The sequence below is a fragment of the Massilia sp. 2TAF26 genome, from assembly GCF_052115005.1.
Taxonomy (GTDB): domain Bacteria; phylum Pseudomonadota; class Gammaproteobacteria; order Burkholderiales; family Burkholderiaceae_D; genus Telluria.
The window spans coordinates 128,882-150,428 of sequence record NZ_JBFRFV010000006.1 but is presented as its reverse complement, the minus strand read 5'-3'; the positions used below and the strand labels follow the sequence as shown (position 1 = coordinate 150,428).

The 21,547-nt window shown below is 68.1% G+C and carries 16 protein-coding genes; 11 read left to right on the top strand and 5 right to left on the bottom strand.

All coding sequences use genetic code 11. The features are described from left to right. Positions 1-177 precede the first annotated feature (177 nt). The 3 genes from AB4Z32_RS08620 (at position 178) to AB4Z32_RS08610 (ending at position 4,122) form a co-directional block, all read left to right on the top strand. Positions 178-1,593 carry a metallophosphoesterase gene (locus AB4Z32_RS08620; RefSeq protein ID WP_442121429.1) on the top strand — a complete coding sequence of 472 codons (1,416 nt, stop codon included), beginning with the start codon at positions 178-180 and terminating at the stop codon, positions 1,591-1,593. A gap of 213 nt (positions 1,594-1,806) precedes the next feature. Then, positions 1,807-2,988 (top strand): cation:proton antiporter, encoded by a 1,182-nt coding sequence (locus AB4Z32_RS08615; protein ID WP_442121428.1) that lies wholly within the window; start codon positions 1,807-1,809, stop codon positions 2,986-2,988. After that, positions 2,989-4,122: a YbdK family carboxylate-amine ligase gene (locus tag AB4Z32_RS08610; protein WP_442121427.1), complete on the top strand. Its 1,134-nt coding sequence runs from the start codon at positions 2,989-2,991 to the stop codon at positions 4,120-4,122. It abuts the gene before it with no gap. Between the two features lie 7 nt (positions 4,123-4,129). On the opposite strand, the gene AB4Z32_RS08605 is transcribed toward AB4Z32_RS08610, so the two are convergent. Next, on the bottom strand, positions 4,130-4,636 hold the full coding sequence (locus AB4Z32_RS08605) for a MarR family winged helix-turn-helix transcriptional regulator (RefSeq protein WP_442121426.1): 507 nt from the start codon (positions 4,634-4,636) through the stop codon (positions 4,130-4,132). A 62-nt stretch (positions 4,637-4,698) separates the two neighbouring features. Between AB4Z32_RS08605 and AB4Z32_RS08600 the strand changes: the two genes are divergently transcribed. From AB4Z32_RS08600 to AB4Z32_RS08590, 3 genes are all read left to right on the top strand, one after another. Continuing rightward, the gene (locus tag AB4Z32_RS08600) at positions 4,699-6,048 is read left to right on the top strand and encodes a chloride channel protein (protein WP_442121425.1); all 1,350 of its coding nucleotides are present in this window, start codon (positions 4,699-4,701) and stop codon (positions 6,046-6,048) included. Between the two features lie 58 nt (positions 6,049-6,106). Continuing rightward, a complete protein-coding gene (locus AB4Z32_RS08595) occupies positions 6,107-8,917 on the top strand; it encodes a bifunctional diguanylate cyclase/phosphodiesterase (protein WP_442121424.1) in 2,811 nt (936 codons plus the stop codon). A gap of 87 nt (positions 8,918-9,004) precedes the next feature. After that, positions 9,005-11,413 (top strand): penicillin-binding protein 1A, encoded by a 2,409-nt coding sequence (locus AB4Z32_RS08590; RefSeq protein WP_442121423.1) that lies wholly within the window; start codon positions 9,005-9,007, stop codon positions 11,411-11,413. 205 nt (positions 11,414-11,618) lie between these two features. On the opposite strand, the gene AB4Z32_RS08585 is transcribed toward AB4Z32_RS08590, so the two are convergent. Then, positions 11,619-12,719 (bottom strand): mechanosensitive ion channel family protein, encoded by a 1,101-nt coding sequence (locus AB4Z32_RS08585; protein WP_442121422.1) that lies wholly within the window; start codon positions 12,717-12,719, stop codon positions 11,619-11,621. A 119-nt stretch (positions 12,720-12,838) separates the two neighbouring features. Next, positions 12,839-13,021, bottom strand: coding sequence for a DUF3606 domain-containing protein (locus tag AB4Z32_RS08580; RefSeq protein WP_442121421.1), 183 nt, complete (start codon positions 13,019-13,021; stop codon positions 12,839-12,841). A gap of 309 nt (positions 13,022-13,330) precedes the next feature. On the opposite strand from AB4Z32_RS08580, the gene AB4Z32_RS08575 reads away from it, so the two are divergent. From AB4Z32_RS08575 to AB4Z32_RS08565, 3 genes are read left to right on the top strand one after another with little or no spacing between them, the layout of a single operon-like run. Beyond that, on the top strand, positions 13,331-13,663 hold the full coding sequence (locus tag AB4Z32_RS08575) for a thioredoxin family protein (protein WP_442121420.1): 333 nt from the start codon (positions 13,331-13,333) through the stop codon (positions 13,661-13,663). Beyond that, positions 13,660-14,946: an MFS transporter gene (locus tag AB4Z32_RS08570; protein WP_442121419.1), complete on the top strand. Its 1,287-nt coding sequence runs from the start codon at positions 13,660-13,662 to the stop codon at positions 14,944-14,946. The genes AB4Z32_RS08575 and AB4Z32_RS08570 overlap by 4 nt, the downstream gene beginning before the upstream one ends. Before the next feature lie 25 nt (positions 14,947-14,971). Beyond that, entirely contained in the window at positions 14,972-15,394 is a 423-nt protein-coding gene (locus AB4Z32_RS08565) for a GFA family protein (protein ID WP_442121418.1), read from the top strand. Here AB4Z32_RS08565 and AB4Z32_RS08560 read toward each other — a convergent pair. Continuing rightward, a complete protein-coding gene (locus AB4Z32_RS08560; protein WP_442121417.1) occupies positions 15,382-16,188 on the bottom strand; it encodes a DUF481 domain-containing protein in 807 nt (268 codons plus the stop codon). The genes AB4Z32_RS08565 and AB4Z32_RS08560 overlap by 13 nt on opposite strands. 208 nt (positions 16,189-16,396) lie before the next feature. Here AB4Z32_RS08560 and AB4Z32_RS08555 point away from each other — a divergent pair, with 208 nt between their 5' ends. Both AB4Z32_RS08555 and AB4Z32_RS08550 read left to right on the top strand, forming a co-directional pair. Then, positions 16,397-17,029 carry a response regulator gene (locus AB4Z32_RS08555; protein WP_442121416.1) on the top strand — a complete coding sequence of 211 codons (633 nt, stop codon included), beginning with the start codon at positions 16,397-16,399 and terminating at the stop codon, positions 17,027-17,029. A gap of 297 nt (positions 17,030-17,326) precedes the next feature. Beyond that, positions 17,327-19,984, top strand: coding sequence for a GGDEF/EAL domain-containing response regulator (locus tag AB4Z32_RS08550; RefSeq protein ID WP_442121415.1), 2,658 nt, complete (start codon positions 17,327-17,329; stop codon positions 19,982-19,984). On the opposite strand, the gene AB4Z32_RS08545 is transcribed toward AB4Z32_RS08550, so the two are convergent. Beyond that, positions 19,969-21,261: an NCS2 family permease gene (locus AB4Z32_RS08545; protein WP_442121414.1), complete on the bottom strand. Its 1,293-nt coding sequence runs from the start codon at positions 21,259-21,261 to the stop codon at positions 19,969-19,971. The two genes, AB4Z32_RS08550 and AB4Z32_RS08545, sit on opposite strands and share 16 nt — an antisense overlap. Between the last annotated feature and the right edge of the window lie 286 nt (positions 21,262-21,547).

Here is a 21,547-nt window from a genome sequence, read left to right as displayed (position 1 = left end):
TCAATGTTGCACAGCACAAAGGCTGGGAGGGTGGGGAGCTTAACAGGCTGAAAATTGGCTGACCAATAACGTTTCGGATTATGCTTATACTCAGATGGGATAAGCGCTAGATTGCATTAGGAAATCTTATGCATGGTGGGTGTGGTAAATTGTCAATTTTCCGTTTACCGAACGCCCATGTCATTTCAACGCTTTCCCCTGGCTGCCCTGAGTGCGGCCATCCTGGCCGGTTGCGCCGGCATGCAGCCGGCCGGCGAACGAGTGGAATCCGCCTTCGTGATCCTCGGCGACGACGGCATGGCGACGGCCCGCGCCATTACCACGGCGGCCAGCTGCCCGGCCATCCAGATCGACGGCAAATCCGCACCGATGGCGGTGCGCTCGCCCCTGTCGCCGATTCCGCCGCGGCCCCAGGCCGGCGAGGCGAAGGATCGCCCTGTGGCCGTGTCGTCGCCGGTGCAGAGCTGCGAAACGCCGCTGCCGGCGGGTGCACGCAGCGTGCTGGTGGCCGGCCGCGCGCTGCCGCTGCCGGTGCCCGAGCCGAAACGCATCGTGGTGATCGGCGACACCGGCTGCCGCCTGAAGGGCAAGGAATTCCAGGACTGTAACGATCCGGAAGCCTTCCCCTTCGCCAGGGTCGCCGCCAGCGCGGCCGCCTGGAAGCCGGACCTGGTGATCCACGTCGGCGATTTTCACTACCGCGAAGACCCCTGTCCGGCCGACCGCCCGGGCTGCGCCGGCAGTCCCTTCGGCTATGGCTGGGATGCGTGGAAGGCCGACTTCTTCGCCCCGGCGACGACCCTGCTGAAGGCGGCGCCCTGGGTGGTCGCGCGCGGCAACCACGAGAACTGTGCGCGTGGCGGCCAGGGCTGGTGGCGCTTCCTCGATCCGCGCCCACTGCGCCCGGAATCGAGCTGCGACGATCCGGCCAGGGACGAGACCGGCGACTATACCGACCCCTACACCGTGCCGCTCGGCGGCGACGCCCAGCTGCTGGTGTTCGACAGCGCGAATACGAGCTATAGAGGCTTCAAGCCCGGCGACGTCCGGATCGAGAAATATTCCGACACCTACCGCAAGATCGAGGCGCTGTCGTCGAAAGCCCGCCACACCATCGCGGTCGACCACCACCCGCTGTACGGCTTCGGCGCCACCGAGGACAAGAAGACCGGCGCGATCAGCCTGTTCGGCGGCGACGCCGGCCTGATCCAGGCCTTCGGCGCCATCCAGCCGCGGCTCTTGCCGGCCAATGTCGACGTCCTGCTGTCGGGCCACGTCCACCTGTGGGAGCAGGTCAGCTTCTCGTCCGATCATCCGACCCAGTTCGTCAGCGGCTTCGCCGGCACCGCCGAGGACATCGTGCCGCTGCCGGTCAGGGTCGCGCCGGGCACCACCCCGGCGCCGGGGGCCATCGTCGAGTCCATGAGTTCCTGGATCGACGGCTTCGGCTTCATGACCATGGAAAGGACGGGCCCGCAGCGCTGGTCGGTGGTGATCCACGATCGTGACGGCAAGGAACGGAATACCTGCAGCGTCGAGGGACGCCGTTCGCACTGTGCGCTGCCGCAGGTGCCGCGCATGGTACAACACTGAGCTTTTCTGTAATGCAAGATGTATTTGCTCAAATGTGATTGCCTGCAACACATAATTTATGTCACAATTGGAGTGTGAGCGGGGCGGTCGGCGCTGAGCCGGCCCGTCTTCGTGATCAGCGATGAGGATACTTTGTATCTCTTCAGCTCCCGGCTGGCCCGGGAGCTTTTTTTCCCTGGTTGCCCGCTCCACCGTACCGACGGAGGAGGGTATATGAACGAGTTGATTTCCGCCGCCGCCCAGCTGGCCTGGCCCCTGGCCCTGGTGGTGTCCTGGATGGCGGGCGAACTGGCGCACCGCTGGACCGGCATCCCCCGCATCAGCATCTACGGCCTGGCCGGTTTCCTCGCCGGTAACCTGGCGCTCGAAGTACAAGGTCCGATCGACCATTCTCCCTATCTGCTGTTCGCCAGCCTGGCCTTCGGCCTGGTGCTGTTCGAACTCGGCTACCGCATCAACCTGCGCTGGCTGCGCGCCAATCCCTGGATCCTGGCGACCTCGCTGCTCGAATCCGGCCTGACCTTCATCGCCGTCTACCTGGCCTCGACCTGGTTCGGCGCGCCGCCGATCAGCTGCGGCCTGCTGGGCGCGCTGGCGATGGCGACCTCGCCGGCTGGCCTGCTGCGGGTGCTGAACGAGCAGGGCGCCGGCGGCCAGGTGAGCGAACGCGCGATGCACCTGGCGGCCCTGAACTGCGTGGCCGCCGTGTTCGTGTTCAACCTGATCGTCGGCGTCAAGGTGTTCCAGACTTCGGGCGACCTGCTGCATGCGGCCGGCTCCAGCCTGCTGGTGCTGGCGGTGTCCGGCCTGCTGGGCGCCATCGCCGGCACCCTGGTGCCGCTGTGGCTGAGGAGCGTCGGCGGCAAGGATGCCACGCTCACCTTCGCGCTGGCGGTGCTGCTGGTGGTGGCCGCCACCCACGTGCTGAAACTGTCGCCGGTGCTGGCGGCGCTGTGCTTCGGCCTCGCCGCCCGCCACCGCCGCAGCGCCCTCGGCGTCACCCAGCGCAACTTCGGCGCCCTCGGCGACATCCTGTCCGTGCTGCTGTTCGTGTTCGCGGCCTCGACCCTGACCTGGCAGAATGCCAGGGAGGGCATGGTGCTCGGCCTGCTGGTGGTGCTGGTGCGGATGGTGGTCAAGGTGGGGGTGTGCGCCGCGCTGGCCCGTCCGTCCGGGATTTCGGTGCGCAAGGGTGCGCTGTCCGGCCTGGCGCTGGCGCCGGTGGCGGTGTTCACCGTGCTGATGATCGAGCAGACCCGGCGCCTCGGCGTCGAGTTCAACTACAGCCTGGCGCCGCTGACCGCGATGGCCCTGGTGCTGCAGGTGTTCGGTCCCATCATCACCCAGCGCGCGCTGGTCTGGGCCGACGAAGCCCATCAACACAAGGAGGTTTGAATGACCTTGGGACCCTTTGCAACCTCGGAATCCCTGACCATGGGGGTGGAGCTCGAGCTCCAGCTGGTCAGCCTGTCCGACTTCGACCTGGTGCCGGCCTCGCCGGACATGCTGGACCTGCTGGCGCGCGCGCCTTTTCCGGGCAATGTCACGCCCGAGATCACGCAGAGCATGATCGAGATTAACAGCAGCGTACACTGCGGCCACGAGGGCCTGGTGGCCCAGCTGCGCGAGATCCGCGACACCCTGCTGGCGGCGGGCGACCGCCTCAACGTCGGCGTCTGCGGCGGCGGCACCCATGCCTTCCAACAATGGTCGGACCGGCGCATCTTCTCCAAGCCGCGCTTCCAGGAAGTGTCCCAGCTCTATGGCTACCTGGCCAAGCAGTTCACGGTGTTCGGCCAGCACGTGCACATCGGCTGCCGCTCCGGCGACGAAGCCATGTACCTGCTGCACGCGCTGAACCGCTATGTGCCGCACTTCATTGCGCTGTCCGGCTCATCGCCTTTCCTGCAGGGCTCCGATACCAGCTTCCAGTCGGCCCGCCTGAACTCGGTGTTCGCCTTCCCGCTGTCGGGCAGGGCGCCGTTCCTGCTGAGCTGGAACGCCTTCGCCGAGGACTATTTCGAGCGCATGGCCGGCACCGGCATCGTGAAGAGCATGAAGGATTTCTATTGGGACCTGCGGCCCAAGCCCGAGTACGGCACCATCGAGCTGCGCGTCTGCGATACCCCGCTGTCGGTCGAGCGCGCCGCCGCGCTGGCCTGCTACCTGCAGGCGCTGTGCCGCTACCTCCTGGCCGGCAACGAACCGGCGCCGCGCGAGGACGACTACCTGGTCTACAACTACAACCGCTTCCAGGCCTGCCGTTTCGGCCTCGACGGCACCCTGGTGCACCCGCAGCGCCACGAACAGATGGTGCTGCGCGACGACATCCTGGCGACCCTGAAGCGCCTGGAGCCGGATTTCGAGGCCCTCGGCTCGACCGCCGCGCTGGCCCAGCTGCGCCGCGACATCGAGATGGGCAGCGACGCCGACTACCTGCGCCGGGCCTGGCGCGAAGGCGGCAGCCGCGAAGCCGTGGTCGACGCCGCGCTGGAGCGCTTCCGCCAGCCGGAGCCGGCGCTAGTCTGATGCGGCGTCAAAGCTGCTGGGACAGCGGGACCTTGGCGCTGGCTTCGTCGGCTTCGAGCATGGCGATCAGCTTGCCGAGGTCGGCTTCCAGGCGGTCGAGGGTGGCCGGGTCGAGGCTGGACAGGGCGTCGGGCAGCACGCCGGCGAAGGGCAGGGGCGCGCTGTTCAGCACCGTCTCGCCGTCCTGCGCGATGCGCAGGGCCACGCTGCGGCGGTCCATGCCTTCGCGCGCCGCCGTGACCAGGCCGCGCTCGGTCAGGCTCTTGATCAGGTTGCTGGCGGTGGACTGGTGGATGTCGAGCTCGCGGGACAGCTCGGTCACGCCGATGCCGGGGCGGCGCTGGATGACGGACAGCGCCCACAGCTGGGCGCCGCCGACGCCGGCTTCGCGCTCGACCTGTCGGAAATGGGTTTTGACCGAGTTGAAGACGACGCGGAACTGCCGCAGCACGCGGGTCGCGGGTGCGGGATCGTTGGGGTCGGCCGGATTGGCCGAAGTTGAAGAAGAGGACATGGACGAATGATAACGGAAAATTCACAAGCAGAGCCAGCGCCGTATCGCGGCGCCACAACCCGATGAGGCCGCCACGCAGCATGCGCGAGGCGTTGCGCCAGGAGCTTGCCGACTGGCGCCTGTGGTGGGCGCGCACCGTGGTGGTCGCGGCCGCCGTGGCCGCCGGCCTGACCGTGGTCGGCTTCACCTGGCTCGCCGAAACCGCCAGCCATTATTTCGGCGCCATGCGGGCGCTGGCCTGGTGGTCGCCGCTGCTGGCCGCGCCGGCCTGCGCCGCCGCCGTGGTGTGGCTCACGCGCCGCTTCGCACCGGGTGCGGCCGGTTCCGGCATCCCGCAAGTCATGGTAACCCTGGAAAAGGAAGTCGGCGAGGGCGAGCGCGGCCTGTTCGTGTCGCTGCGCCTGAGCGTGGCGAAGATCCTGCTGACCTCGGCCGGCCTGCTGGGCGGGCTGTCGCTGGGCCGCGAAGGTCCCTCGGTGCAGATCGCCGCCGGCATCATGCTGCAGGCGCGCCGCCTGATGGGCTCGGCAGCGCCGGTCGGCATCCACGGCCTCTTGGTGGCCGGCGGCGCGGCCGGCATCGCGGCCGCCTTCAATACGCCGCTGGGCGGCGTGATGTTCGCGATCGAGGAGCTGGCGCGGGCGCCGGAACGCCGCAGCAGCGGCCTGATCATCGCGGCGATCGTGCTGGCCGGCCTGGTGGCGGTGTCGGCCCACGGCAACGGCGCCTATTTCGGCGTGATCCACGCCGCCGCCCCCGGCCTCGGGCTGCTGTTGCCCGGCCTGCTGCTGGCGGTGCTGGCCGGCATTGCCGGCGGCCTGTTCTCGCGCCTGATGATCGCTTCGCTGTCCGGGCAGTCGCCGGACTGGTTCAGCCGCCAGCGGGCGCGCCGTCCGGTCCTGTTCGCCGCCGGCTGCGGGCTGGCGGTGGCGATCATCGGTGTCGTCACCGCCGGCGCCGCCTTCGGATCCGGCTACGGCTCGACCCGCACCATGGTCGAGGGAAGCGGGGCGATGCCGGTGGCCTACGCCCTGTTCAAGTTCCTGGCGACCTGGATCACGAGCTGGTCGGGCGTGCCGGCGGGTATCTTCGCGCCCTCGCTGGCGATCGGCGCGGCGATCGGCAACGATGTCGCCCTGCTGCTGTACGGTACCCAGGCCCCGGCCCTGATCGCGCTCGGCATGGTCGGCTTCCTGTCCGCCGCCACCCAGGCGCCGCTGACCGCGTTCATCATCGTGATGGAGATGGTCGACGGTCATGCGATGGTGCTCAGCCTGATGGCCTGCGCCCTGGTGTCCTTCGTGGTGGCGCGCGCGATCAGCCCGCCGCTGTACGCGACCCTGGCCGGGTTCCAGCTGGCGCGGATTCCCCTGGCGCCGGGCGAACAGCCGCGCAGCCTGGAACACCACTAGGCTCGTCCCGCCGGCGCAATCCGGCATGTGCGCGACACCATCCCTGCTACCATGAACCATGTCGTCATGGATCGCGCGCATCGGCCGCGTCCGCTTGCGGCCACCCGATATCGCCGCCGTCCTGACCTTGCTGGGCGGCGTGGCGATTGCTGTTGCCCTCGCCGCCGGACTGCATGAGGCCGAGCGCGAGCGCGCCCATGCCGAATTCCTGCAGCGCGCCGAAACCCATTACGCCGCCGTCGCCGACAGCTTCGGCGACGTGCTGGTCGTGTTGCAGGCCAGCAACGCCCTGTTCGAATCGATCGGTGCGGTCGGCAGCGACCAGTTCGGCGCCTTCATCCGTCCGTTGCTGCGCAGCCACCCCTACCTGGACGCAGTGGCCTTCCACCGCCTTGTCAACGATGGCCAGCGGGCGCGGTACGAAGCCGAGCTGGGCCGGCGCCAGCCCGGCTTCCGCATCCTCGAGCGCGGTCCGGCCGGCCTGAGCGCGGCCGGTGTGCGTTCTCGTTACCTGGTGGCCGAATACGTCGAACCGCTCAACCGCTACGAAGACGCGCTCGGCTACGACAGCCTGTCGACCGCGCCGCGCGCCCGCGCCTTCGACGACGCCGTCGACAGCGGCCAGCCGACCGCCAGCGTCCTGGTGCCGCTGCTGCGCGACCGCGCCCGCCTGGGGGCGGCGCTGGTGATGCCGGTCTACCGCGGCGGCGTGATGCCGCCGAGCATAGGCGGGCGCCGCGCCAGCGTCATCGGCGATACCGCGGTGATCGTCGACGTCGCCGCCCTGGTCGGCAGGGCCTTGGCGAACGCCAACCTGCTGGGCCGCGCCGGCATGGCGGTCGAGCTGGACGGCATGGGGATGCGCGGCATGCGCACCGCCTTTCGCTGGGACCGGCTGGAACGGCGCGCGGTACCGGCCTGGCACGGCTGGCTGGGTGAGGAAATCTTTACGGTGCGCCATCCGTTCGAGCTGGCCGGCCAGCGCTGGGAACTGCGCCTGTCCGGGCGCTCGACCGAGATGCTCGGCGGCGCTGCGCCGCTGACGGTGCTCTTGCTGGGCACCTTGCTGAGCGCCGCGCTGGCGTCCTGGGTGCGCGGCCGATTCCGCCGCGCCGGCCGCGTCGAAGCGCTGGTTGTGAGCCGCACGGCCGATCTCCAAAACGCTCTCGGCCAGATGCACCTCTACCTGCGCGCGATCGAAGCCAGCGCCAATGCCATCATCCTGGTGAACGCGGCGCCGCCGGATTACCGCATCGAATACGTGAACCCCGCCTTCACCCGCATGCGCGGCTTCAGCGCCGCCGAAGCGGTCGGGCAGCGCCTGTTCGACGCCGCCGAGGCCGAACCGGACCAGGGCGCGGTGGCCGAGCTGCTGAACGCGATGCGCGAGCGCCGCGAAGCCCACGCCACCATGCGCCTGCGCTGCAAGGACGGGCGCGAACTGTATGCCGACGTGTATATCGCGCCGGTGTGGGAGGGCGGCGCCGAGCCTGGCCACTTCGTCATCACCCAGTACGACGTCAGCACGGCCAAGCGCTACGAGGCCGAGCTGGAGGTGAAGGCGCGCTACGACACCCTGACCGGCCTGGCCAACCGGGTGCTGCTGCAGGACCGCATCGAAGCGGCGATCGCGCTCGCCGGGAGCGACGCCGCCGTGTGGGTTGCGGCGCTCGACCTCGACCACTTCAAGTACGTCAACGACACCCTCGGCCACGGCGCCGGCGACGAGATGCTGAAAGTGGCCGCGGCGCGCCTGCAGAAGGCGGTCGGGCGCGCCGACACGGTGGCGCGCACCGGCGGCGACGAGTTCGTGCTGGTGCTGCCCGGCCGCGCCGACGAGAGCGAGGCCGAGGCCACCATGCACGCGGTGCTGGAGGCGCTGGCCGAACCGTTGCGCCTGCACGGCCAGGAGCTGGTGATGACCGGCAGTGCCGGGCTGGCGGCCTGGCCGGCCGACGGCCACGACGCCCCCACCCTGGTCCAGCATGCCGAGGTGGCGATGTACCGCGCCAAGGACCTCGGCCGCAACGCGGTGCAGTTCTATACCCCGGCCATGAATGCGCGCGCCCGCGAGCGCATGGCCCTGGAAGGCGCCCTCCGCAGGGCCCTGCAGCAGGGCGAGTTCGAGCTCTACTACCAGCCCCAGGTCGACCTCGAAACCGGCTGGGTGGTCGGGCTGGAGGCCCTGATCCGCTGGCGCCACCCGAGCCTGGGCATGGTGAGGCCCGACCGTTTCATCCACCTGGCCGAGGAGACCGGCCTGATCGTGCCGATCGGCGCCTGGGTGCTGCGCACCGCATGCCGCCAGAGCCGCGCATGGCAGCACGCCGGCTACGGCCCGCTGCGCATCGCCGTCAACCTGTCGGCGCGGCAGTTCGCCCAGCCCGGCCTGGTGTGCGACATCGCCCGGGTGCTGGAGGAGACCGGCCTGTCGCCGCACTGCCTGGAAATCGAGCTCACCGAGAGCCTGGTGATGGAGGACGTCGAGGGCGCGATCCGCACCATGGGCGAGATCAAGGCCATGGGCGTCAAGCTCTCCATCGACGACTTCGGCACCGGCTATTCCAGCCTGTCCTACCTGCGCCGCTTTCCGGTGGACGTGCTGAAGATCGACCGTTCCTTCGTGCGCGACATCACCAGCAGCGAGGACGACGCCGCCATGGTGGCCATCATCATCGAGCTGGCGCGCGGGCTGCGCATGCGGGTGATCGCCGAAGGGGTCGAGACCGAGGCCCAGCTCGATTACCTGAAGCGGCGCGGCTGCGACGAGGTGCAGGGCCATGTGTATGCACGCGCCGCGTCGGGCGAGGACGTCGAGGCCATGTTGAAGACGGGACGGCGCGTCGAGCCGCACGACGCCACGGCCTAGCGTCCGCTATGCGGCATGCCGCACCGTCGTCAAGCCCGCCCTCGGCTATACTTGCGGCGGTCATCAGAGAAGTTTCAGGAACACCACGTGGACGATCATAACAATAACGAAGAGCAGCAGAACCAGGAACCGATGGGCTATCCGGGCCTGGAGCGGCGCCGGCCGGGAGCCGTCGCGGCGCGCGCCCGCGCCCGTTACGCGCAAGTGAAGGCCGGCCTGATGGCGCGCCCGCCGCTGCAGCGCTGGCTGCTGATCGGCCTGTGGTCGGTGCTGGCCATCATCGTGGTGTTCGCCATCTACGTGGCGCTGCTGTTCCCGCTGACGCCCGGCATCGAGGACGTCAAGCAGGCGCGCGTGGCCCAGCCCACCGTGGTGCTGTCGAGCGACGGCCGCGAGCTGGCCAGCTTCGAGCAGGGCTTGCAGGAAAAGGTGAAGCTGTCGCAGATCTCGCCGAACGTCATCACCGCCCTGATCGCCACCGAGGACCACCGCTTCTACGAACACCATGGCGTCGACTTCACCCGCATCGCCGGCGCAGTGCTGGCCAACCTGAAGGGCGACGCCCAGGGCGGCTCGACCATCACCCAGCAGCTGGCGCGCAATATGTTCCCCGAGGAGATCGGCAGCAAGCGCAACCTGAACCGCAAGCTGAAGGAACTGATCACCGCCTTCAAGATCGAGAACACCTACAGCAAGACCGAGATCCTGGAAGCCTACCTGAACACGGTGCCTTTCCTGTACAACACCTACGGCATCGAGATGGCGTCGCGCACCTATTTCGACAAGCCGGCCGCGCAGCTGAGCGAAACCGAGGCCGCGACCCTGGTCGGCATGCTGAAGGGCACCGCCTACTACAATCCGGTGACCAACCCGGAGCGCTCGAAGGCGCGCCGCAACGTGGTGCTGGCGCAGATGATGAAGGCCGGCGCCTTCGACGAGAAGCGCTACGAGCAGCTGGCGAAACGGCCGCTGAAGGTGCGCTTCACGCGCCAGCAGGAGCGCAACGGCAAGGACGACCACTTCACCGCCTATGTGCGCCGCTGGCTGGTCGAGTGGGCCGACAAGAACGACGTCAACCTGCAGCAGGACGGCCTGGTGGTGCAGACCACCCTCGACTACGACCTGCAGCAGGAAGCCCGGCGCGCGGTCGAGCGCCAGGCCGATGCCCTGCAGGAGATCGCCGACGTCGACTGGGCCCATTCCTGGCCGGTCAACTCGACCTCGGCCCAGACCTATGCCGACATGCGCGGCAACGTCACGCCCTTCGACTATTTCTGGCAGTCGCATGGCGAGCTGCTGGACGCCTTCGTGCGCGAATCCGGCGAGTACAAGCATGCGGTGGAAGGCGGCGAGGCCCCGGCCGCGGCCCTCAAGCGCCTGAAGGCCGAGCGCGACTTCATGCGCCAGCTGAAGGCCGCCAAGTCGCGCCTGGAGGCCGGCTTCGTCGCCATGGACCCGACCACCGGCGAGGTCAAGGCCTGGGTCGGCAGCCGCAACTTCCAGCGCGAGCAGTTCGACCACGTCAACCAGGCGAGCCGCCAGCCGGGTTCCACCTTCAAGCCCATCGTCTACGCGGCCGCGCTGGAACGCGGCATCACGCCCGACCATCCCTACCTGGACGCGGTGACGACCATCCGCGGCCCCAACGGCTTCACCTGGCGCCCGACCGACAACAGCGGCACCACCGGCCGCCGCCTGACCATGCGCGACGGCCTGGTGTACTCGAAGAACACCATCACGGCCCAGGTGATGCAGGACGTGGGCGTGGCGCCGATCGTCAAGCTGGCCCAGGACATGGGCGTGCGCGGCAGCAAGCTGCAGGCGGTGCCCTCGATTGCCCTCGGCACCAGCCCGGTGACCCTGCTGGAGATGGTCAGCGCCTATTCCACCATCGCGGCCCAGGGCGAATACCGGCGTCCGGTGTTCGTGCGCAGGATCACCGACCGCGACGGCAAGCTGATCGCCGACTTCGCCACCCAGACCCCGCAGCGGGTACTGTCCCAGGCCTCGAGCGAGACCCTGATCGACATGATGCGCGGCGTGATCAACCGCGGCACCGGCACCGCGGTGCGCTACCGCTTCGGCATCCTGGGGGACGTCGCCGGCAAGACCGGCACCACCCAGAACAATGCCGACGGCTGGTTCATCATGATGCACCCGAACCTGGTGGCCGGCGCCTGGGTGGGCTTCAACGACAACCGCGTGACGATGCGCTCGAACTACTGGGGCCAGGGCGGCCACAGCGCGATCCTGCTGGTGGGCGACTTCTTCAAGTCCGCCCTCGACAGCGGCAAGCTGGCGGCCGACGCCCAGTTCCCGGGCTACCGCAAGCCGGAGCCGGTGGTGCGCCACGAGGAGCCCGAGGAAGACATGGAAGAGGGCGGCGACATGCAGGAAAACGGCCCGCCGGCCGACCTGCCGCAGCCGCCGGAACCGCCGGAGCAGCCGTCCGAACCGCGGCAGGACGTGGGGAACCGGTTTCCGAACGACGCCTGACGGTTTGCCCGTCGTTCCCCCAGGTTGACCTAGGGTGGGCGGAGGCCCGCCCACCCTACAGGATCGGCGATGTCGCCCGGCATCAGCACCGCCTGCGGCCGGCTTGCTTCACGAGGCGCTCGGTTTCCTCCGCATCCTCGTGCTCGTTCAGGCAGGCGATCAGCAGGTCGGCGCCGGTTCCCCATCGACACCGTGGCCTGCGATCCTACGCCGTTCCGAATCGTGGCGTCGCCGGCTTCGGACCCGTCGCGTCGTTCAGCAGCAGCTCCTGGGTGCGCGGCGCGGTGGAAATGCCGAGTTCGCGGCACATCTGCATCGCCTCCAGCAGCACCTGCTGCTGGGTCTTGAGGAAGAGGCTGAAATCGGCGTCCGACAGGTTGTAGACGATGTCGAACTCGATGTAGTTCTGGTCCAGCACCGTCAGGTTGACGTGGTCGAGCCTGACCTTGTCCTTGCCTTCGATGATGGACGACAGCTTCGGCGGGACCTTGGCCGCCAGCTCCGGCGGGGTCGATGGATTGATGCGCAGCGCGAACTGCACGCGGCGGGTATTCATGCGCTTGAAGTTGTGCACTACCTTGCGCAGCAGCTCGGCGTTGGCGATCACGATCTGCTCGCCGGACAGGGCGCGGATGCGGGTGGTCTTCAGGCCGACGTGTTCGACCGTGCCCGAGAATTCCGGCACCGAGACGAAGTCGCCGACTTCGAAGGGCTTGTCGACCGCGATCGACAGCGAGGCGAACAGGTCGCCGAGGATGTTCTGCACCGCCAGGGCCACCGCCACGCCGCCGATCCCGAGGCTGGCCACGAAGGTGGTGACGTTGATGCCGAGGTTGGACAGCATGGCCAGCAGGAACACGGTCCAGACGCTCCACTGCAGGGCCCAGATCATCAGGGTGTGGGCCACCGTGACCTGCTCGTTTTCCTTGTTCTTGCCGTGGATGCGGAAGTAGCGCCGCGCCGTCACGCCGATCGCGCGGTGCAGCCACACGGCGAGCTGGGCGCCGAGGGTGAGGAACCACAGGTGGCCGATGCGCCGGTCCCAGGGTGGCGGCAGGTCGAGCACCGAGGCGCCGATCAGGATCGAGGTCGCCAGGATCGCCACGTTGCTGGTGCGCGCCAGCGTGTGCTGGAGGACGTCGACGATGGGTCGTTGGGCGGCTTCGCCAGAGAGCTTGTCCAGGCGGCGCCGGAACAGCACCACCGCGGCGTGGATGAGGATGAAACTGAGCACCGCCGCGGCGATGGCGAAGGCGGCGTTGGTCCAGCTGATGTCGAGGGATGTGAAATAGCCGCGGATGTCCATTGGGCTCCTTTCATGATGGGGCGGGGAAGGCGCGCGGAAGGGGCGCGCGAAAGACGGCCTGCCGGGGCAGGCGGGCGCCTGCTGCCGGCGCCCGGGGATGCTTTGGGATCAGTGCCTGCTCAGTGCTTGGTACGCAGGTGCTGGCGTACGGCTTCGGCGCTGTTGCCCGCCTGCTTCACGGCCTGCTCCAGTTCTTCTTGGGTCACGCCGAGGGCTTTGGTCCAGTACTGGATCTCGTGCTTCTCGTGCAGGTTGATGCGGGAGCGGTCCTGTTGGCCGCGGTTCTGCAGATTGTCGGACATCTTGGCCTCCTTTTCATCATTGACGCGTACCTTGTCAGGATGCCAGCGCCCATCGCCATATTCGGTTCGCTAATTCACGTTACGCGAACGAAAAAGTTCCCATGCGTCAGCGATACAGCTTGAGCACCATCAGCTATCCCAGGAATGCCGGTCCGGCCGCGGGCCTTTTTGCTCATTGAAATATGCAACTAACCCACAAGATGCGAAGACCCAGAAAAAACCCGCCACCAGGAAAGAGGGTGGCCGCCACACTCGCCGCCGGCATGCATTTGAGGTACGCTACTGTCAATTGCACAATAAGGAGAAAGCATGCCCAAGCCCTATGAAACCGCCCAGCCCGACCGCGCTGCGGTCGATGCGATGCCCGGCGTGGTGGCCGTCGATTTCGGCACCAACTGGTGCGGCTACTGCAAGGCGGCCGAACACGATATCGACGAGGCGCTGAAGGCCTACCCGGCGGTCAAGCACGTCAAGGCAGAGGATGGCCCGGGCCGTCCGCTGGGCCGCTCCTTCCGCGTCAAGCTGTGGCCGACCGTGGTCGTGATGAAGGACGGCCAGGAAGTGGCGCGCGTGGTGCGCCCGGCCGGTGCGCAGGAAGTGAAGGATGCCCTGGAAGCGGCCGGCAAGGCAGGCGCCGCATGATCGCAGCCGAACCGCAAACGGTGCGGGCCCCCGCAAACCGTCCGGCGACCGTGCTGTTCGCCAGCCTGATCGGCACTACCATCGAGTTCTTCGACTTCTATATCTACGCCACCGCCGCGGTGCTGGTGTTCCCGAAGCTGTTCTTCCCGGCGGCCAGTCCGGCCGCCGCGACCCTGCAGTCGCTGGCGACCTTCGCGATCGCCTTCTTCGCGCGTCCCGTGGGCTCGGCCGTGTTCGGCCACTTCGGCGACCGCATCGGCCGCAAGGCCACCCTCGTCGCGGCGCTGCTCACCATGGGCCTGTCGACCGTCGTGATCGGCCTGCTGCCGACCTACGCGTCGATCGGCACCCTGGCGCCGCTGCTGCTGGCGGTGTGCCGTTTCGGCCAGGGCCTTGGCCTGGGCGGCGAGTGGGGCGGGGCGGTGCTGCTCGCCACCGAGAATGCGCCGCCGGGCAAACGCGCCTGGTACGGCATGTTCCCGCAGCTGGGCGCGCCGCTCGGCTTCTTCCTGTCCGGTTCGACCTTCCTGGTGCTGTCGCAGACCCTGTCGGACGCCGATTTCTTCGCCTGGGGCTGGCGGATACCCTTCCTGGCCAGCGCGCTGCTGGTGGTGATTGGCCTGTACGTGCGCCTGAAGATCACCGAGACCCCCGACTTCCAGAAGGTCCTGGAGCGCAACGAGCGTGTGCGCCTGCCGGTGGTCGCCGTGTTCAAGTCGCATCCCGGCCCACTGGTGCTGGGCACCCTGGCCGCGCTGTCGACCTTCGTGATCTTCTACCTGATGACGGTGTTCGCCCTCAGCTGGGGCACCACGGCCCTGCATTACTCGCGCCAGCAATTCCTGCTGCTGCAGCTGTTCGCGATCCTGTTCTTCGGCCTGACGATCCCGGTGGCAGCAAGGCTGGCCGACCGCCTGGACCGGCGCCGCGTGATGATCGGGGTGTCGGCCGCGATCGCGGTCTTCGGCCTGCTGTTCGGGCCGATGTTCGGCTCCGGCTCGCTGGCGATGGTGACGCTGTTCATGGTGCTCGGCCAGTGCCTGATCGGCATGACCTACGGGCCGCTCGGGACCCTGCTGTCCGAGATGTTCCCGCCCGAGGTGCGCTACACCGGCGCCTCGCTGACCTTCAACCTGGCCGGCATCCTGGGCGCCTCGCTGGCGCCCTACGTGGCCACCTGGCTGGCGACCAACCACGGCCTGTCCACCGTGGGCTGGTACCTGAGCGCGGCAGCCCTGATCAGCCTGGCGGCGCTGCTGCCGGTGAAGTCGGCGGCGCGCTGAACATGCTTCCCTGAAGGAGGCGGCGATGGGACTCGAGGGAGGCTGTTCCTGCGGCGCGGTGCGCTATGAAACGGAGGCGGTGCCTTTCCACCGCACTCTCTGCCATTGCATCGATTGCCGGCGTGCGGCGGGGGCGCCGGCCGTCGCCTGGTTCACGGTGCCGGCGGCCGAACTGCGCTACGTCCGGGGTGAGCCGGCCGTGCACCGATCGAGCCCGCAGGTCGAGCGCAGCTTCTGCGCCGCCTGCGGCACGCCGCTCAGCTACCGCAACGACGGCTACGCGCACGAAATCGACGTCCTCACCTGCACCCTGGACGATCCCGAGGCGGCCTCGCCGCAGGACCATACCTTCGCTTCCCAGCGGCTGGGCTGGCTGCGCGTCGACGACGGCATGCCGGTGTATCCGCGCAGCCGCGGGGAAGGACTTCAGGAGGATCAGAAGGAGTAGACCAGGGTCAGCGAGGTCTGGGTGTCGGTGTTCTTCTTGTCTTCCGGGACCTTGCTGTCGCTGCGCGCGCTGAACGCCGCCTTCATCTGCATGGTGCCGTTGATCTTGGTGCTCAGGGCCGTCTCCGCCACGGTGTGCGTATTCGAGGTGCCGCGTTCGACGCTGACCGTCTGGCTGAAGTTGGCCGAGGGGCTGACGCGCCAGCGCAGCTGGGCGGCGCCGTGCACCGTCATGCCCGAATCCTGTTCGCCGGACGCGCTCTCGCCGTGGAAGTAGCCCGGACCGATCTCGACGTCGACCGACTTGTCTTCGCGCTTGAGCAGTTGGGTGCCGTAACCGACCGCCAGGGTCGAATAGCGGGTGTAGGCGCCGAACTTGTCGTTCACGTGGGAGCCGAGCACGAAGGCGCGGTTGCCGTCCTGGAGCAGCTTGAAGGCCGCCTTGGCCGACAGCTGCCAGCGTTCCGCCGAGCGGTTCTTGGTACGGCTGCCGTCGTCGTGGACCACTTCGTCTTCCTTGAAGAAGCCGCTGAAGATGTACTCGTTGCTCCAGTTGCTCATCTCGTGGCGGGCGTCGATCTTGCCCGTGACCGAGGTGCCGGTGGTGTTGCCCGAGGTGGTGATCGCGCCCAGTTCGGCGGACGTGTACCAGCTGCTGCCTTCCGGCACAGCGATGGTCGGTGCTTGCGTAAAGTAGGTGGACGACGGGGCAGTATTGCCGTTGTCGTCCGGCGCGGCGGCTGCCGTGCCGGTTGCGCCGGCCAGAGCCAGCGCCCAAAGTAGCTGAGATCTCATGAGCATCCCGTCGTTCATTGGATGGCCCGACATTGTAAACCAAAGCCGGGCTTCAAACCCATCCGTCGCAACATTTTCCCCACAGAATTACATGCGGATATAATGCAATTGTTAAGTCGACATTCATTGTGTTTGCAATCCAAACCGCGGCACGCCTAGAATGTCGGGTTTTTGCCGGACATACCGGCATGTATGTTTGGGAGCCACATTGAGCAGGCTGGTCATCATCGACGACCACGAATTGATCCGCGAAGGCATCAAGAAGATCGTGCGCGCCTGCGCCGACCTGAAGGTCGCCGGGGAGGCGGGCGATCTCAGGCAGGCGCTGGCGCTGGTCGCCCAGGTCCGGCCCGACGTCGTCGTGCTGGACATCAGCCTGCCGGACACGGACGGGCTGGAAGGCCTGGCCGAACTGCGCCGCCACTTTCCGGACTTGCGGGTGGTCATGCTGAGCATGCACCCTGAGGAGCGTTATGCACTCGCTGCCCTGCGCGCTGGCGCACTCGCCTATGTGTGCAAGGCCAGCGTCTCGACCGACCTGGTCGAGGCGGTGCGCAAGGCGGCCCAGGGGGTGCGCTGGCTCGGCTCACGCGTCGCCCGCCTCCTTGTGCAGGAGGCGAGCTGTCCGCCGTCGGCCCCGCCGCATCACCTGCTGACCCCGCGCGAAGGGGAGATCGTGGCCCTGATCGGCGCCGGCCTGCAGGTCAAGCAGGTTGCCGCCGAACTCGGCATCAGCATCAGTTCCGTCAACACTTATCGCAACCGCATCTTTCGCAAGATGGGCCTGTCCTCGAACGCGGCGCTGATCCGATACGCATTGCGCCACGGTCTTGCCGGCTGATTTCGACGTTGCCGCGAGGTAACAATGTGAAACGCGCCGTGTCGTTAAATATGCGACAGCCGACGCCCGATTCGCGACCGTCCTGCACCTCCTTCATTCTCCGTTTTTCCTCTGTCGGCCGGGGTGCGGGCGACGGTCGCCGGCCGGCCCCGGCGCCGCTGTAAATACGATGTCGCGCTGGCAGCCTCTGCTACTGACTGCCGCCACAATGTTATAACTTCTCCATCTTGCCTATCGATATTGCAAGTTTCCCAGCGAGGCAGCGTACAAACGATGATCACTAAGCGAGAGAGAGCCATGCCCGGGGACACGGTGGAGGTCCTGGTCGTGGAAGACAGCCCCACCCAGGCGCAGCACCTCGCGCGCCTGCTGGCCAGCGAACCCGGATGGAAGGTCCGGATCGCCGGCGACGGCTCGGCCGCGCTGGCCGAAGTGGCGCGCCGGCGCCCCCACCTGGTCATCAGCGATATCGCGATGCCGGGCATGGACGGGTTCACCCTGTGCCGCACCCTGAAGGAAGACCCGGTCTACGCCAACCTGCCGGTGGTGCTGCTGACCCGCCTGTCCAGCCTGAACGACATCGTCCAGGCCCTGGAATCCGGTGCCGACAGTTTTGTCCGCAAACCCTACGACGGCATGCAGTTGCGCGAGCGCCTGCGCCGCATCCTCCAGGATTGCGCCCTCGGTTCGCCCGACCGTCCGCTGGAGTTCATGGCCGCCGAACGGCGCCAGATCTACGAACTGCTGGTCGCCACCCACGCCCAGGCCTTGCGCATGAATGCCGAACTGGCCGAGCAGCGTGCTTCGCTGGAGCGCTCCGTCCGCTCGCTGGCGACCCTGCACGGCATGGCGGCGGCGCTGAACGAGGCGGTCGGCGAACACGCCGTGGCCGAAGCGGCGCTGGCCCACCTGCTGGCGATGCCGGGCCTGGCCGGCGCCGCGGTCGGCGCGCTGCGGCCGAACGGTGGGCTCAGGATGCTGGCGGCGCGCGGCATGCCGGCCGGCGAAGCGCCCGGCATGCACCTGCTGCGCCTGCCGCTTTACGCCGAACACCGCGAGGTCGGCGTGCTCGAGCTGCTGCCCAATAGTCCCGAACTGGGCGAGGCCGAGCGCTCGCTGCTCGACAGCGCGGCGACCCAGCTCGGCTCGGCGCTCGAACGCGCCCGCCTGTACGCCTGCATGGAAGCGCTGGTAGTCGAGCGCACGGAGGCCCTGCGCTCGGAGCGCAACCGCCTGTCCGCGGTGGTCGATACCGCCGGCGCGCTGGTGCTGCTGGCGGCGCCCAGCGGCCACATCGTGATGTTCAACCGCGCCTGCGAGGACGCGCTGGGCTGGAATGCGAACGAGGCGATCGGACGGCCGGCCTGGGAGGTCGTGCGGCGGGTCGACGACGAACTGGCGGTAAGGCGCGCGTTCCTGCATCTGGACAGCCTGCCGGAAACGGCCCGCATCCAGGGCGAATGGCATACCCGGGACGGCAAGTGCCGTTCCATCCTCTGGACCTCGACCCTGCTGCGGCGCGAGGACGGCAGCGTCGAGTACGTGCTTGGCACCGGCATCGACGCCACCGAGCTGCGCGGCGCCGAGGAACGCCTGCGCTACGTCAGCAATTTCGATGCCGTGACGGGCCTGCCGAACCGCCTGCTGCTGCGCGACCGCCTGCGTCAGATGAAGGGGCAGGCCCAGGGCGCGGGCCAGGTGCTCGGCTTCATGCTGCTGAGCCTGGGCCGCATGCCGCTGATCCGCGAGGCGCTGGGCCCGGCGGCCGAACAGGCGCTGCTGCAGGAAGTGGCGGGGCGCCTGCGCGAGACCGCGGGCGCCGACCCCGTCGGCCGCTTCTCCGACGGCAGCTTCGCCGTGCTGGCGCTGCGTTCGGTAGGCGAGGACCTGGCCGTCGCGGCGCGCCGCCTGCTGGCCGCGGTCGCCAAGCCGTATTCCTGGGAATACCAGGAGCTGCACCTGGACCCGGCAATCGGCATCGCGGTATTCCCGAACGACGGCCTGAAGTACGAACTGCTGGTGCAGGGCGCCGAAGCCGCGCTGCGCCAGGCGGCCGAAGGCGTCGGCCAGCGCTATGCCTTCTACCGTCCCGAACTGAACCGGGGCGCCAACGAGCGCTTCAAGCTGGAGAGCGCCCTGCGCCGCGCCATCGAGCGCGAGGAGCTGGTGCTGCACTACCAGCCCCAGGTCGACCTGGCCAACGGCCGCATCGTCGGCGCCGAGGCGCTGGTGCGATGGCAGCATCCGGAGCGCGGCCTGGTGCCCCCTGGCCTGTTCATTCCGCTGGCCGAGGAGACCGGCCTGATCCTGCCGATGGGTGACTGGGTACTGAACGCCGCCTGCCGCCAGCAGCGCGATTGGCGCGAGGCCGGCCTGCCGCTGGTGCCGGTGGCGGTGAACCTGTCCGCCAACCAGTTCGACGACCGCATCGTGGAGACGGTCGGCCGGGTGCTCGAGGAATGCGGCATCGAGCCGGAGCTGCTGGAGTTGGAGCTGACCGAATCGGCCTCGATGGCGGACGCCGACAAGAGCTGTGCGCTGCTGGCCCAGCTCAAGAGCATGGGGATCCGGCTGGCGATCGACGATTTCGGCACCGGCTTCTCGAACCTGAACTACCTGAAGCGCTTCCCGGTCGATACGCTCAAGCTCGACCAGTCCTTCGTCGCCGACATCCTCGACACGGCCGGCGACGACCTGGCGATCTCGCAGGCGGTGATCGCGATGGCGCACGGACTGGGATTGAAGGTGGTGGCCGAAGGGGTGGAGAGTGCCGGCCAGCTGGCCCTGCTGGCCGAGCATGGCTGCGACCTCATGCAGGGCTATTACTTCAGCAAGCCGGTGCCGGCCGCGCAGTTCGCGCAGATGCTGCGCGAGGGGAAGACGCTCGACCTGGCGCCGCTGGGGCGGCACCCGGCCGAGGAGGCATCAGGCGCGGGCCATCACGTCCCGATGTAGACGATCTTGAAGGCGAACAGCGCCGCGATCACCCACACGATGGTCGCGACTTCGCGGGCGCGGCCGGTGGTGAGCTTCAGCACCGCATAGGTGATGAAACCGAAGGCGATACCCTCGGCGATCGAATAGGTGAAGGGGATGGTCAGCGCGGTGATGGCGGCAGGGATGGCTTCGGTGGTATCGCCCCATTCGATGTCGCCGAGGTCGCGCAGCATCAGGCAGGCGACGAACAGCAGGGCCGGGGCGGTGGCGTAGGGCGGCACCACGCCGGCCAGCGGCGCGATGAACAGGCAGGCCAGGAACAGCACGGCGACCGTCAGCGCGGTGAGGCCGGTGCGGCCGCCGGCCTGGACCCCGGATGCCGATTCGATATACGCCGTGGTGCTCGAAGTGCCGAGGACGCTGCCGGCGACGATGGCGGCGCTGTCGGCCAGCAGGGCCTTGTTCAGGCGTTCCATCTTCCCTTCGACCAGCAGGCCGGCGCGGCTCGCCACGCCCATCAGGGTACCGGTGGCGTCGAACAGTTCGACCAGGAAGAACACCAGGATCACGTTGAGGATGCCGACGCTCAGGGCTCCCTTCACGTCCAGCTGCAGGAAGGTCGGGGCCAGCGAGGGCGGGGCCGAGACCACGTTGTGGAACTGGTTCCCGCCGAAGAAGAAGCTCAGGATCGTGACCGCGATGATGCCGATCAGGATCGCGCCGCGCACCCTCAGGCGGTCAAGGGTCACGATCAGCAGGAAACCGACCATGGCCATGATGGCGCCGGCCTGGTGCAGGTCGCCGACCTTGACCAGGGTCGGCTCGCTGGCCACCACGATGCCGGCGTTCTTCAGCGCGATCAGGGCCAGGAACATGCCGAGACCGACCGTGATCGCCACCCGCAGCGAGCGCGGAATCCCGTTCACGATCATCGCGCGCAGGCCGAACACCGAGACCAGGATGAACAGGCAGCCGGACACGAACACCGCGCCCAGCGCCGCCTGCCACGACACTTTCATGCCCAGCACCACCGCGTAGGCGAAATAGGCGTTCAGGCCCATGCCCGGCGCCATCGCGATCGGATAGTTGGCGTACAAGCCCATCACCGCACTGCCGAGCGCCGCCACCAGGCAGGTGGCGACGAACACGGCTTCCTTCGGCATCCCGGCGTCGCCGAGGATCGAGGGGTTGACGAAGATGATGTAGGCCATCGTCAGGAAAGTGGTCAGACCGGCCAGCATTTCGGTGCGGACGTCGGTGCCGCTTTGCCGCAGGTTGAAAAGGCGTTCAAGCATGGTGGTGGAGGGCTCCAGTATTCGTCGCTCCCGCGACGGTATGAATCGACGGGTGTTTACGCGAAAACGACGGTGCCGGTGTCGCGTGCACACGTCCGCTTATCGATGACCGAAGCATAACACCAGACGGCAGATCAGCCATATCCTAAACCAGGGCATCATCGGCATGGACGACGTCGCCCGGCAGGACGCGGCGCCGGTCGAGGAAGCCGCCGCCGGCGCGCGGACGCCGCAGGAACTGTCGCGCGAGCCATCCGACATGCTGGGGGCCGGGCGGGCGATTTGA

Bases quoted from the DNA above. Each gene is read 5' to 3' on its own strand.
- AB4Z32_RS08600 (WP_442121425.1), top strand. From the start codon at position 4,699: ATGAGGCCGCCACGCAGCATGCGCGAGGCGTTGCGCCAGGAGCTTGCC.
- AB4Z32_RS08545 (WP_442121414.1), bottom strand. From the start codon at position 21,261: ATGCTTGAACGCCTTTTCAACCTGCGGCAAAGCGGCACCGACGTCCGC.
- AB4Z32_RS08565 (WP_442121418.1), top strand. From the start codon at position 14,972: ATGGGACTCGAGGGAGGCTGTTCCTGCGGCGCGGTGCGCTATGAAACG.
- AB4Z32_RS08610 (WP_442121427.1), top strand. From the start codon at position 2,989: ATGACCTTGGGACCCTTTGCAACCTCGGAATCCCTGACCATGGGGGTG.
- AB4Z32_RS08615 (WP_442121428.1), top strand. From the start codon at position 1,807: ATGAACGAGTTGATTTCCGCCGCCGCCCAGCTGGCCTGGCCCCTGGCC.
- AB4Z32_RS08595 (WP_442121424.1), top strand. From the start codon at position 6,107: ATGTCGTCATGGATCGCGCGCATCGGCCGCGTCCGCTTGCGGCCACCC.
- AB4Z32_RS08585 (WP_442121422.1), bottom strand. From the start codon at position 12,719: ATGGACATCCGCGGCTATTTCACATCCCTCGACATCAGCTGGACCAAC.
- AB4Z32_RS08620 (WP_442121429.1), top strand. From the start codon at position 178: ATGTCATTTCAACGCTTTCCCCTGGCTGCCCTGAGTGCGGCCATCCTG.
- AB4Z32_RS08560 (WP_442121417.1), bottom strand. From the start codon at position 16,188: ATGAGATCTCAGCTACTTTGGGCGCTGGCTCTGGCCGGCGCAACCGGC.
- AB4Z32_RS08575 (WP_442121420.1), top strand. From the start codon at position 13,331: ATGCCCAAGCCCTATGAAACCGCCCAGCCCGACCGCGCTGCGGTCGAT.
- AB4Z32_RS08570 (WP_442121419.1), top strand. From the start codon at position 13,660: ATGATCGCAGCCGAACCGCAAACGGTGCGGGCCCCCGCAAACCGTCCG.
- AB4Z32_RS08605 (WP_442121426.1), bottom strand. From the start codon at position 4,636: ATGTCCTCTTCTTCAACTTCGGCCAATCCGGCCGACCCCAACGATCCC.
- AB4Z32_RS08580 (WP_442121421.1), bottom strand. From the start codon at position 13,021: ATGTCCGACAATCTGCAGAACCGCGGCCAACAGGACCGCTCCCGCATC.
- AB4Z32_RS08550 (WP_442121415.1), top strand. From the start codon at position 17,327: ATGCCCGGGGACACGGTGGAGGTCCTGGTCGTGGAAGACAGCCCCACC.